The following is a 12,339-nucleotide window of genomic DNA, read 5'->3' as shown; positions in this document are numbered from 1 at the left end:
AGCGAAGATCTAAATGATTACAATCAAAATGAAATTGATACCCTTGCTGGTATCCGCCACATTCCTTGTCGGGTGTACAGTCGAACCCGGTTCTCGTCTTTCTACATCAGGAAAAGATGTTATTGAGCAACAGGATAGCAACTTTGACATTGATAAATATGTCAACGTCTTCCCATTAACGCCTTCACTGGTTGAGAAAATGCGTCCTAAGCCTCTGGTGGCTCAGGCGAACCCTTCACTGCAGAACGAAATTCAGAACTATGAATACCGTATCGGTGTAGGCGATGTCCTGACCGTGACGGTCTGGGATCACCCGGAACTGACAACCCCTGCGGGTCAGTACCGTAGCGCCAGCGACACCGGCAACTGGGTACATTCTGACGGCACTATTTTCTATCCCTATATTGGCCGTGTACGTGTAGCAGGCCGTACTGTTAGCGAAGTGCGTAATGAAGTGGCACGCCGCCTGGCACAGTACATTGAAAGCCCACAGGTTGATGTGAGCATCGCCTCGTTCAAGTCACAGAAAACCTATGTCACCGGTTCGGTGACGACCTCAGGTCAGCAGCCAATCACTAACGTGCCATTGACGATTCTGGACGCGATTAACGCCGCTGGCGGCCTGGCCGCTGATGCTGACTGGCGTAACGTTGTACTGACGCACAATGGCCGTGAACAGCGCGTCTCTCTGCAGGCACTGATGCAGAATGGCGACCTGAGCCAGAACCACCTCCTCTATCCAGGCGATATCCTTTACGTTCCGCGTAACGATGATCTGAAAATCTTCGTGATGGGTGAAGTGAAGCAGCAGGCGACCCTGAAAATGGACCGCAGCGGCATGACGCTGGCGGAAGCACTGGGCAACGCGGCTGGGATGGATCAAACCACCTCTGATGCCACCGGCGTCTTCGTTATCCGTCCACTGCGCGGCACCGATCGCAATAAGATTGCCAACATCTATCAGTTGAACACCAAAGATGCGGCATCCATGGTGATGGGAACCGAATTCCAGCTTCAGCCATATGACATCGTATATGTCACCTCAACGCCGCTGACGCGCTGGAACCGTGTGATCTCGCAATTACTGCCAACCATTGCGGGTATCAACGATGTGAGCGAGAGCGCACTGCGTATCCGCAACTGGTCGAACTAAGGTCTGACCATGATTACGTCCGTGTTAGTCGTTTGCGTTGGCAATATCTGCCGCTCTCCGACCGGAGAGCGCCTGTTTAAACGTGCGCTGCCCGATTTAGATGTTCGCTCTGCCGGCCTGGGGGCGCTTGTCGGCCACCCGGCCGACAAAATGGCATCCTCCGTTGCCGAAGCGCAGGGTCTGTCGCTGGAAGGCCATCAGGCACAACAGTTAACGGCCGAAATGTGCCGCCACAGTGACCTGATTCTGGTCATGGAGAAGCGACATATTGAACAGGTGAATCGCATCGATCCCGCCGCACGTGGCAAAACCATGTTGCTTGGGCACTGGCTCAATCAGAAAGAAATTGCGGATCCGTACCGAAAAAGCCGTGAGGCCTTTGAAGAGATTTACGGATTACTGGAAAACGCTACCCAGAAGTGGGTCAACGTATTAAGCCGATAGTTGGGATTATCCATGAATATAAAAAATAAGGTCAGAACCGCGCCGGGCGAGGAGTCGAATGGATGGGATCTGGCGCATCTTGTGGGACAGCTAATTGACCATCGCTGGATCATTGTTGCCGTTACTGCATTTTTCATGCTGGCGGGAACACTCTACACACTGTTTGCGACACCGATTTATAGCGCTGATGCGTTAGTTCAGGTCGAGCAGAAGAATGCCAGTACCGTTCTGAACGAGATTGACAGCATTCTGCCACCGACGCCTGCCTCTGATACGGAAATCGAGATTCTGGAATCCCGTATGGTCATCGGCAAAACCGTTGACGATCTGGGTCTGGATACCGTGGTTGAGCAGAACTACTTCCCGGTCATCGGCAAGGGGCTGTCGCGTCTGATGGGCAACAAACCCGCCAGCATCGCGATTTCGCGCCTGGAAATCCCACGCACTATCGACAAACGTAACGTTGAACTGGAAGTGACCGGTCCGGATAGCTACACCGTCTCTAAAGATGGCGATGAGCTGTTCAAAGGTAAAGTTGGCCAGCTGGAGTCGCACGGCGACATCAGCATGCTGGTCAGCGAGATTCACGCCGATGAAGGCACCAGCTTCACCGTGACCAAGCTGAATGACCTGCAGGCGATCCGTTCTGTGCTCTCTAACCTGACCGTGGCAGACAAAGGTAAAGACACCGGCGTGCTGGGTCTGGAGTATCTGGGTGAAGATCCGGAGCAGATCAGCAAAGTGCTGAACCAGATTGTAAATAACTATCTGTTACAGAACGTTGAACGCAAGTCAGAGCAGGCCGAGAAAAGCCTGGAGTTCTTACGCACTCAGCTGCCTGCCGTTCGCAGCAAGCTGGATGAAGCAGAGAACAAGCTGAACACCTTCCGTCGTCAAAATGAATCTGTTGACCTGTCACTGGAAGCGAAATCTGCCCTGGACTCCTCTGTCAGCGTGCAGAGTCAGTTAAACGAACTGACCTTCCGTGAAGCAGAAGTCTCACAGCTGTTCACTAAAGATCACCCGACTTACCGCGCGCTGCTGGAAAAACGCAAAACGCTGGAAGGTGAGCAGGCTCAGCTGAACAAGAAAATTTCTGGCATGCCACAGACTCAGCAGGAAATCCTGCGTCTGACCCGTGACGTTCAGTCTGGTCAGGAGATCTACATGCAGCTGCTGAACCGTCAGCAGGAGCTGGGCATTAGCAAGGCGAGCACCGTGGGTGATGTCCGCATCATTGACAGCGCGCAGACAGCTAACGCGCCGGTTGCACCGAAGAAGATGCTGATCATTGCCGCAAGCCTGATTCTGGGTCTGTTCGTGTCAGTGGGTCTGGTTCTGCTGAAAGCACTGCTGCATCACGGCATCGAGAACCCGGATCAGCTGGAAGAGCTGGGTATGAATGTCTATGCCAGCGTTCCACTGTCTGACTGGCAGCGTAAAAAGGATACCGAAGCACTGGCGCGTCGCGGCAGCAAGGTGAAAACCGATCCGCACGAAACGCTGCTGGCATTGGGTAATCCGACTGACCTCTCCATTGAAGCGATTCGTAGCCTGCGTACCAGCCTGCATTTCGCCATGATGGAAGCGAAGAACAACATCCTGATGATCACCGGTGCCAGCCCGGGTATCGGTAAAACCTTTATCTGTGCCAACCTGGCGACGCTGGTCGCGAAAGCAGGTCAGCGTGTTCTGTTTATCGATGGCGACATGCGTCGTGGTTATACCCACGAACTGCTGGGCGCGGATAACAAATCTGGCCTGTCAAACGTGCTGTCTGGCAAAACTGAGTTCAGCCCGGCGCTGATTCAGCAGGGCGTGTACGGTTTCGACTTCCTGCCACGTGGTCAGGTTCCGCCAAACCCGTCTGAGCTGCTGATGCATCGTCGCATGGGTGAGTTGCTGGATTGGGCGAGCAAGAATTACGACCTGGTGTTAATCGATACGCCACCAATTCTGGCCGTTACCGATGCCTCCATTATCGGTAAGCTGGCCGGCACCTCACTGATGGTGGCGCGTTTCGAAGCCAACACCACCAAAGAAGTGGACGTCAGCTTCAAACGCTTTGCCCAGAACGGTATTGAGATTAAAGGTGTGATCCTCAACGCCGTGGTGCGTAAAGCGGCTAATTCATATGGCCATGGTTATGACTACTATGCCTATGACTACAGCAAGCCCGAAAAAAGCTGATCATTGAGTAATAAACAGGGGGCGGTCTGACCGCCCCTTTTTATCGTCCCTTTGAATGACGACACGCATCAATTTACACAGGTTATTCTGTCCAAACCCACTAAAGCGATACCTCTATAAATCGCATGGCGAGCGTCACTCAACAGAATTCATCACCAGCATGGCATCGCCTGCACGCAAATTGTGACCGTGCTATCAGACCCGGAAAAGCAAGCCGGGAAGGCGAAGCGTGATTATTGCTGGCATGAGAACTTGTGGAATTAAGGAATCACACCATGGCTCCATATTGGTATGTATCAGGCTTTTTACTGCTGCTTTCGCTGTTTGAAATATTGCTGAAAAAAGACGAACGCACCTCCCATATTCTGACTTATCTGCTCTGCATCGCGACCGTGACGCTGATTGTGTTCGGCGGTATCCGCGGACTTGGCACGGGCATGGATGATTATCAGTACCGCAGCTTCTTTGAAGATTTCGTCCGGCGCATCGAGGTCAATGGCTTCTTCAATACCGTGGCATTTTTCCGCTATGAACCGCTGATCTTTGCCATTGCCTGGCTGACCAGTCTATTTTCCCATAATGCCAGCGCCTTTCTGTTTGTCTTCGCGATCCTCGCGGTGGGGACGAACGCCATCTTCTTTAAAAAGATGTCACCTTATCCGGTGCTGGCACTGGCGCTCTATTCGGCCCATATCTTCATCAACAAAGATGTTAACCAGATCCGTTTTGGTCTGAGCTCGGCACTTTTTCTGGGGGTGCTCTGGACGCTTTATCTGAAGCGTTACTGGCTGGCGTTTGGCTTCTTTGTTCTCTCATTTATCAGCCACAATACCGCGGTCATGGTGGTCACGCTGATCCCCTTCCTGTTCCTGCGTGAACGTCGCTGGTTCCCGATTGCGATTATTGTATTGAGTATTCCGGCGTCGAAAGTGGGTGGGATGGGCTTCGTTACAGCCATTGCCGGCCATCTGGGGGGATTAGGGGAGAGGGCCGCTGGCTACAACAATGACAACGCAGCGACAGCCAGTACCGGCAGTGTTTTCTCGGTCTCGAACCTGAAAAACGTGGCGCTGGTCTTTATTTTTGTCTACTTCATGCTGTCGAACCGCCTGAAGCGTGACAATTATGATGTCTGGCGACTGAATTACCTGCTGATTATTACCTTTGCAATCGGCGGGGGTATCAGGATCTTTTTGTACAACTACTCATCGGGCGCTCGTCTCTCAAACTACCTCCTGCAGGTAGAGCCAATAGTGCTGACGCTGTTGATCTACCAGTCTAAGAGAGCCTGGAAGCCCGCGATGTTTGCGATGTTTGTCTTCTTCCAGATGTACTACCTCTACTACAACACCATCTCGCTTAAACAGGCGGTTGTTGGGTATGAAGTGGCGCGTGAATTTAAGTTAGTTCACTAAGAGAGCTGAAAATGATTCGACTCCTTCCCCTGTTAGTGCTTGCTGCACCGTTACTGGTGCAGGCAGCAGATGCGCCGGCTGCGGTTGTCATCGCAGCCTATGGCGACTCGACAACCGCCGGTGTGATCTCTTCTGGCGGACGTAATGTCATCAGCAAAGAGAATGAAATGAGTTATCTGCAGCAGATGCTGCAGGAAAAATATGGCCCGGATATCCGTATTGAGAATCATGGTTCGCCAGGCGCGCAGGTTTCAGAACTGATTAACGCGAAAGAGAGCTGGGAACAGCGTATGGCGCAATCCGATGCCAGCATCATTCTGATCAACTATGCCATCAATGATGCGCGCGTCTTTTCCGGTAAGAACCACGCTCATGGCGCGGAAAGCCCGCAGGATTTTAACCGTATCCTGACAGAACTGGTGAAAACGGCTAAAGCGCATGGCAAACAGGTGGTGCTGCAGCAGCCTAATCCGCTGTGTGGCCGTGCAGAGCAATGGAATGTCTGGCCTTATGTCTATCAGATAAATGCGGTAGCCCGCGAACAGCAGGTTCCGGTGGTAAGACAGTATGAACTGATTAAGCAGCAGAAAACGTGGAACAGCCAGATGTCTCCTGACTGTATTCACCCGACGAAAGAGCTTTATCAGATAAAAGCACAGCAGACGTTTGCGCTGCTGAGCCAGAATTTTGATGCCGTTTTTAAATCGACTCACTAATTAAGTTATTTAAAAACAGAAGGAGCAGGGCGGTATGTACGTACTCATGATGGTGCTGTCATTAATTATGGCACTGATGGTATTACGGTTGTTTTCATTCCATCGCGGCGTTTATAACGGCAGCGGTATTAAAAGTATCTCGGGATTGCGTGCGCTGCTGGCCAGCATCGTCGCCTTTTCACACTTTGCACATTACGTCTATTCACTCGACCATGAGTGGGTTTTTGATAAAGACTATTTTGCATGGGTGTCGCAGGGAAACTTTTTTGCCAACTCCGGTAAATTTGGTGTCGCCCTGTTTTTCATGATCTCTGCTTTTCTGTTCTATCGCTGGCTGGACAACGACAAGCTGACTCCCGCTGAACTGACACGCAAATTGCTGAAGTCACGCGTGCGACGCATTGTGCCGATGTTCTGGTTCTCTGCACTGCTGATCGTGGTCATCGGCTGGTTCAGTGGGGATGTGGTTGCGAGCGGCGCAATGCTGGTGGACGGTCTGCGCTGGTTCCTGTTTATCGGCAATTACCATATCGGTTCAATTCCGACGGCTAATATCAACGCCGGTGTCGAGTGGACGCTGCGACTGGAATGGCTGCTCTATCTGTCGATTCCGTTCATCTACCTGCTGAATCGTGCCACCGGTGGCCGCTTTAAGATGCTGCTGATCATGGGGTCGATTGGCGGGATTTTAGCCGTCGCTATCGCGCTGCGTCTCTGGGGCACCGCCTATACCGATCCCCGTCCGGTGCTGGGCTTTGCAACCGGCTATCTGGCATGGCATTACCGCGACCGCTTTATGGCTTTCCGCTCCTCGGGTCTGGCGGCGGCACTGGCCATTGCTCTGGCCGTTATCGCGCTGTTCTTTACCAGTAGTACGTTCTACTACCTGATTTTCCTCTGCCTGCTGGCCGTGGTGTTTTTCATTATCAGCAGCGGCAATTCGCTGTTCGGCCTTCTGGAAAGTAAAACCCTGATGTCGGTCGGTGAGGTCAGCTACAGCCTCTATCTGATCCACGGCATCGTGCTCTATTTCATCAAGATGATTCCAGAATCATTGATTCAGCATAACTTTATCTTCTACACCTTGCTTTCCACGCTGTTCTTTGTGGCCTCCTTCTATATCGCCAGACTGACCTATCTCTGCGTTGAGAAGCCATTTATCACCAGCAGTCAGAAGAAAAAAGAGGCGGCCAACGCTTCGGCAACAATTTAGGACATCACCGGTTACCCTGCCACGTCCAAACGTTATATATTTGAATTGTAATTGTTTTTAATGAGGTGCTGGCAATGAAGGACATTCGCTTCTCTATCGTGATCCCCGCTTACAATGCGTCAGAATCGATTGTAACCACGCTGGATTGCGTTAAAGCGCAGACGTATCGCAATTTTGAAGTCATCATCGTGGATGATAAATCTGCGGATGCCGCCGCGCTGGCGGAGGTGGTTCGCAGCGAACGCTACCAGGATCTCGACATTAATCTTGTGCTCTCTGAGGTCAAGCTCAACGGGGCCGGTGCGCGTAACAAAGGTATCGAGCTGGCGACCGGTGATTATGTCAGCTTCCTTGACGCCGATGATGAGTGGGCCGCGGACAAACTGCAGCAGGTGAGCGAAAAAATTGCGCAGCTGGAAGCCCAGGGCAAAAAGAACGTCGTTATTTTCAGCCAGGTGAATATCTATCAGGATGGCACCTTCCTGAAAGTGATGCCGATGCAGCCACCGGGTAAAAATGAAACCGTCGCGGAATATCTGTTCGGCTGCTATGGCTTTATCCAGACCAGCACCATTGTGCTGAAGCGCGAAGACGCGGCGAAGATTCAGTTTGATACCCGCTACATCCGCCATCAGGATTATGATTTCTGCATTCGTGCCGACCGCATGGGCTATGACTTCGTGATGATCGCCGCACCGCTGGCGAACTACCACCTGGTCACGAAATTTGGCTCTAAACACAAAGGCGAATCGGTGAACTACTCGATGTTCTGGCTGGATAGCATGAAGCCGCATCTTACCCCGCGTGATATCCACACCTACAAAGCCTTTAAGCTGCCGCTGCGCTACAAAATGGATGGCAAGTCGCTGATGGCGAGTCTGAGCTTTGCGCGTTACTTCTTCCTCACCAATAAAGACAACCGTGCTTATTTTATGAACCGGGTTAAAGACAAGGTCAAAGCACGTTTCGGCGGTGAGAAAGCACTCTCCTGACGCGCGCCGCGCCTCGTTCTGCTCCTGACGCCGGGAGCACCTCTCTTTTCGTTTAATTCAGGGTTGAAGATGAATAATTCTGTTGGAACCGTTGGCATTGTCATGCCTATGTATAATGCACGTCAGACGGTATTACGCGCTGTGCAATCGGTTATCAATCAGCGCTATACCGACTGGCACCTCTATCTGGTCAATGATAAGTCCACCGATGACTCGCTGGAATTTGTGCGCGAGCATTGTCAGGATCCGCGCATTACTATTCTGGATAACGCGGTCAACATGGGCGCAGCAGAGACCCGCAACGTCGGGCTGCGCGCGGCGACTGAAGAGATTATCGCTTTTCTCGACAGCGACGATGAGTGGCATGCCGATAAACTGACCCAGCAGGTTGCGGCCATCGCGGCCGGTGATGATTTTGTCATTACCGAGTATCACTACAAAACCCGCAAGGCTGAGCACGACATCACCTACAGCAAACCGTACCTGCAGCAGGAAAACTTTGTGAAGAAACAGTATCGCGTCTGTTTTTCTTCCGTCTGTTTCCGCCGTCCACCCCAGGGGCTTTTCTTTCAGCGCAAAGGCCATGAAGATTTCCTGTTTTTGTATGAATTATTCACCCGCTATAAGCAGGCGCGCGTAATTCAGACGATTCTGGTCAACTATTACGAATTAGGCGATTCCCTTTCACGCAATAAAAATAAAGCTGCCCAATGGCACCTCGAATTATTAAGAATTATCTATAAAAACAATCCTTTAAAAATCTATTACTATTACGCCTGGTATATGGTGAATGGTGTGCTGTTTACCCTTAAGCATCGTTAAGCCTGTCGGCAGGATTGTCTTTAAAATTTGAGGTGGATAGCGTTTCATGAAAAAAATTGTCCTGGTGATCAAAGATGCTTATTCGTATGCGGGCACCGAGAACATCTGTAACTTTATGTCAGAGTGTCTTGGCGAAACGCATGACGTCACCATCTACTCGCTGGAAGGCAGCGGTAAAACCTTTTATCCGTTTGAGCATGTCAGAGAAATCGTCAGCTTCGAAGGCCAGAGCAACCCGATTAAAAGCGCGGTAGCGCGAATCAACGAAGAGGGTTTTGATACCGTCTTCCTGATCAGCATGGGTCGCCTGAGCGTGATGTTCGCCTTCTGGAATCTGCTGGCCATGAAGAAGAAGCGGGGCAAAGCCTACGCCTGCGAACATATCGCCATTAACTCCTTCAGCAAACCGATTAAGTTCCTCAAGTTTCTGCTGCTGCGCTACTACGACCGCGTGATTGTTCTGACCGAAAAAGATCATCAGGTGTTTAGTCGCTGGCGCATTCCCAGCAAGCCCATCCCAAACCCGGTGGTCTACAAAGGCTATCAGCGTCAGACCCGCCATCGTCAGGCGCTGGCGGTGGGCCGTCTGGATAACCAGAAGGGCTTTGATCTGCTGCTGGATATCTGGCGCGACTTCGTCCGTACTCATGCTGACTGGACGCTGGTGATTGCCGGTGACGGCGAACTGCGTCAGCAGCTGCATGATCAGGCGGCCGTGCTGGGCATTACCGACAGCGTGAAGTTTGTCGGCAAGGTCAGCAATATCAATGATTACTATCGCGACAGCGATATGGCGCTGATGACGTCGCGCTATGAAGGTTTGCCACTGGTGCTGCTGGAAGCGAAATCCTGGTCACTGCCGGTCGTCGCGTATGACTGCCCGACCGGGCCGCAGGAGATCATCAACCACGGTGAAGATGGATTCCTGGTCCCGATGAATGACAAAACCACGTTTCTGGCCCGAATGGAGCAGCTTGCCAGCGATGACGCGCTGTTCTATGCCATGAGCGAAAAAACCAAACAAACCGCGCTGAAATTTGACGGTAACCAGATTAAGCAAAGCTGGCTGTCATTGGTTTAACAGAAGCTGGAAAAGCTCACTTGCGACGTGCCTCAGGGACACCGCCATGGCCAGTGGCCTTATTGACTACGGGAATTGATGCATGAAAAGAAGAGAAGTTTTACAGACCGCCGCCTCCGCTCTGGTGGGGGCTCTCTCCGTGAGCACCTTTTCCAGCTACGCTGCAAAAAGTAACGGCATTGCCCTGAAGCCGGTTGATGCGGCTGCTATCCCTAAAGGCGACGTGCCTATCCTGACGCCAGAGAATGTCTACGCCATGCCACCCCAGTTCTGGCAGGGTTTTGAGGGCAAACTCTGGATTGGTAAAGCGGGTGTGGATGCCAGCAAACCGGGTAACCAGATTCCGGTCTTCCTGCGTGATGCCAGCGGGAAAGTGTCTGAGATTGCTCAGCCTATCGCGCTGAACAAGGGCAACTTCGCCCAGTTTATTCAGGACAACGCTGCACTGATTGCCGATCCTTCTCATTCGATGACGGTCGAGGACAATAACGGTCAGACCCTGTTTAATATCGCCGATGTCAGCCGTCCGGGTGCTGCTGATTTCAGTCAGCGTCTGGCGCAGCCGGCGGGTTATCAGCTGATTGGTGAGATCGCGTCTGTCGCGGAGTTACGTAAAACCCGTCCGCTGTTTGAAGGGGCCAAGGTTAAGCTCAAAAGCTGGCATGAAGGACGCGAAGTGGGCGGCGGTGAGTTTGTCGGTAGCTTCCAGTCCACTCAGAATGATGGCGGCGTAAACATTGCCGGTGAAGGCTTCTCATGGCGTCGTGTGGTAGACGATTTCAACCGCCTGACGCTGTTTGATTTCGGTGCGATTGCCGATGGCCAGACCGATACGGCCCCGGCCATTATGGCGATGTTCAATTGGTCGCAACAGGCTAACCAGCAGATCTGCGTCCAGTTCCCGGCCGGTACTTTTATGGTGTCCGCCTGTAACCTGGGCGAGAAGAATCTCAATCTATTCCGCATCTCAGGGGCGATGGTTAACTTCGGCTACTTCCCGGCGACTACAATTGTCTCTGATGGTAAGTCAGATTTCGTTTTTGAGATGAATGCCCGTCGGGTCGAGCTTTCTAATCTTATTTTTAACGGTAATAGCGATAAAAGCCCGAATCAGCAGGGCTTTTTCCATAACACTTGTCCTGGCGGACAATTTTTCCGTGGGGCCTGCCTGCGCTTTACCGCAGTAGGCGGCACGGCCATCAGTCTGCAGGATACGCTCGATTGCAAAATCGATCAGTGGTATGCCTCACGCTGCTCAGGTGATGTTATTAAGTCGGGCTGGTCAGGGCAGAAACAGGGCAACTGGGATCACAGCACCGCCATTGAGCTGTCAAACTTCAATGCGCAGCACTGTCGCGGCGGCAAGGTGCTTAACCTGGCGCGCTGCGCCCAGTCGATAATTCACAATGGCTGGATTGAGCACTGTGATAACCCAGGCGATATCTCCAATGGCCAGTGGATTATCGATGCACTAAGCCTGGAGGATTGTAAGAACCCGCTTATCGCCCATAACAGCCGCCTGAATATGCGTCAGACCAGTCTGCAGTCGGGCAGCTGGATCGACAATTCCATGCAGGGCGATCGTCTGCTCAGCATCTGGGAGATGGGATCGACCCGTGTGGAGTCTTACGGCGTCGCCCTGGATGGCAGCCTGAATTATAACTACATCACCTCGCGCTGGCGTTTAGAGAACAATACGAACCAGGAGACCTGGTTTGATCTCGGTAGCCTCTACTCACCGACGGTGGGGGATTCGTGGGAGATCGAAATCTTCGGTCAGTCGCAGTTCAGTAACGGCAGTGGCGATAAACCGCTGATGAACCTGATGGGTGACAAGACCACCGGCGGTCGCGCAGTGATCCACGTGCAGCGCAAGAAAGACCTGTCGGAAGCGAGCTGGTCGGCAGAAGGCAGCAGCCCGATTGTCGATGTGCGCTATGTGGCTGAGCATGACAGCGATGTCCGTATCTTCGTCAAACTGGCGGGCTGGACGCCATCGGCGGCCGTGCTGGTGAAAACCACCGGTAAAGATCGCTTTGTGACCGGTCGCTGTGCGCGGGTCAACGCGAAGATGGAGAAGGGTAATCCGCCATCGGGCGACGCGGCCAAACGCGCGCCGCAGCGTTTCAGCCTGCATAACGGCAAAGCGGGCGTGGGGGCCAACGAGCAGGGCGATCTGCTGATGGCTTCCCGTCCGCTCTCCGCCGATCAGGTCGATACCAGTAAGCCGGAAGGCTTTGTTTCCGTGGTGATCAACGGTAAACAGGTTGCGCTGCCTTACTTCGCGATTAAGTCATAACCCCTTGTATCAGG

Annotated in this window: 10 protein-coding genes; all 10 read left to right on the top strand. The window is 52.4% G+C overall.

Annotated elements, in window-relative coordinates; all coding sequences use genetic code 11:
* The first annotated feature begins 13 nt into the window (after nucleotides 1–13).
* The 10 genes from F3I20_RS00365 to F3I20_RS00320 all read left to right on the top strand — a co-directional run bounded on the left by F3I20_RS00365 (nucleotide 14) and on the right by F3I20_RS00320 (nucleotide 12,325).
* Nucleotides 14–1,153 carry a polysaccharide export protein gene (locus F3I20_RS00365; protein WP_150010363.1) on the top strand — a complete coding sequence of 380 codons (1,140 nt, stop codon included), beginning with the start codon at nucleotides 14–16 and terminating at the stop codon, nucleotides 1,151–1,153.
* A gap of 9 nt (nucleotides 1,154–1,162) precedes the next feature.
* Entirely contained in the window at nucleotides 1,163–1,597 is a 435-nt protein-coding gene (locus tag F3I20_RS00360; protein WP_150010361.1) for an arsenate reductase/protein-tyrosine-phosphatase family protein, read from the top strand.
* Nucleotides 1,598–1,609: 12 nt separating this feature from the next.
* Nucleotides 1,610–3,787 (top strand): tyrosine-protein kinase Wzc, encoded by a 2,178-nt coding sequence (gene wzc, locus F3I20_RS00355; protein ID WP_150037017.1) that lies wholly within the window; start codon nucleotides 1,610–1,612, stop codon nucleotides 3,785–3,787.
* A 275-nt stretch (nucleotides 3,788–4,062) separates the two neighbouring features.
* Nucleotides 4,063–5,202, top strand: coding sequence for an EpsG family protein (locus F3I20_RS00350; protein WP_150010357.1), 1,140 nt, complete (start codon nucleotides 4,063–4,065; stop codon nucleotides 5,200–5,202).
* Between the two features lie 11 nt (nucleotides 5,203–5,213).
* Complete coding sequence (locus F3I20_RS00345) at nucleotides 5,214–5,918, top strand: SGNH/GDSL hydrolase family protein (protein WP_150010355.1); 705 nt, start codon at nucleotides 5,214–5,216, stop codon at nucleotides 5,916–5,918.
* A gap of 34 nt (nucleotides 5,919–5,952) precedes the next feature.
* Nucleotides 5,953–7,131 carry an acyltransferase family protein gene (locus F3I20_RS00340; RefSeq protein WP_150010353.1) on the top strand — a complete coding sequence of 393 codons (1,179 nt, stop codon included), beginning with the start codon at nucleotides 5,953–5,955 and terminating at the stop codon, nucleotides 7,129–7,131.
* Between the two features lie 74 nt (nucleotides 7,132–7,205).
* Complete coding sequence (locus F3I20_RS00335) at nucleotides 7,206–8,123, top strand: glycosyltransferase family 2 protein (RefSeq protein ID WP_033733239.1); 918 nt, start codon at nucleotides 7,206–7,208, stop codon at nucleotides 8,121–8,123.
* Between the two features lie 69 nt (nucleotides 8,124–8,192).
* Nucleotides 8,193–8,945: a glycosyltransferase family 2 protein gene (locus tag F3I20_RS00330; protein ID WP_150037018.1), complete on the top strand. Its 753-nt coding sequence runs from the start codon at nucleotides 8,193–8,195 to the stop codon at nucleotides 8,943–8,945.
* A gap of 46 nt (nucleotides 8,946–8,991) precedes the next feature.
* The gene (locus F3I20_RS00325) at nucleotides 8,992–10,026 is read left to right on the top strand and encodes a glycosyltransferase (protein ID WP_150010349.1); all 1,035 of its coding nucleotides are present in this window, start codon (nucleotides 8,992–8,994) and stop codon (nucleotides 10,024–10,026) included.
* 82 nt (nucleotides 10,027–10,108) lie between these two features.
* On the top strand, nucleotides 10,109–12,325 hold the full coding sequence (locus F3I20_RS00320; RefSeq protein ID WP_150037019.1) for a phage tailspike protein: 2,217 nt from the start codon (nucleotides 10,109–10,111) through the stop codon (nucleotides 12,323–12,325).
* The last annotated feature ends 14 nt before the right edge of the window (nucleotides 12,326–12,339 follow it).

It is taken from the genome of Candidatus Pantoea gossypiicola, assembly GCF_008632075.1.
GTDB lineage: Bacteria > Pseudomonadota > Gammaproteobacteria > Enterobacterales > Enterobacteriaceae > Pantoea > Pantoea gossypiicola.
This window is presented reverse-complemented; position numbering and strand designations above follow the sequence as displayed.

Excerpts from the sequence above, each read along its gene's own strand:
- F3I20_RS00345 (WP_150010355.1), top strand. The coding sequence starts at position 5,214 with ATGATTCGACTCCTTCCCCTGTTAGTGCTTGCTGCACCGTTACTGGTG.
- F3I20_RS00325 (WP_150010349.1), top strand. The coding sequence starts at position 8,992 with ATGAAAAAAATTGTCCTGGTGATCAAAGATGCTTATTCGTATGCGGGC.
- F3I20_RS00330 (WP_150037018.1), top strand. The coding sequence starts at position 8,193 with ATGAATAATTCTGTTGGAACCGTTGGCATTGTCATGCCTATGTATAAT.
- F3I20_RS00335 (WP_033733239.1), top strand. The coding sequence starts at position 7,206 with ATGAAGGACATTCGCTTCTCTATCGTGATCCCCGCTTACAATGCGTCA.
- wzc (WP_150037017.1), top strand. The coding sequence starts at position 1,610 with ATGAATATAAAAAATAAGGTCAGAACCGCGCCGGGCGAGGAGTCGAAT.
- F3I20_RS00340 (WP_150010353.1), top strand. The coding sequence starts at position 5,953 with ATGTACGTACTCATGATGGTGCTGTCATTAATTATGGCACTGATGGTA.
- F3I20_RS00360 (WP_150010361.1), top strand. The coding sequence starts at position 1,163 with ATGATTACGTCCGTGTTAGTCGTTTGCGTTGGCAATATCTGCCGCTCT.
- F3I20_RS00365 (WP_150010363.1), top strand. The coding sequence starts at position 14 with ATGATTACAATCAAAATGAAATTGATACCCTTGCTGGTATCCGCCACA.
- F3I20_RS00320 (WP_150037019.1), top strand. The coding sequence starts at position 10,109 with ATGAAAAGAAGAGAAGTTTTACAGACCGCCGCCTCCGCTCTGGTGGGG.
- F3I20_RS00350 (WP_150010357.1), top strand. The coding sequence starts at position 4,063 with ATGGCTCCATATTGGTATGTATCAGGCTTTTTACTGCTGCTTTCGCTG.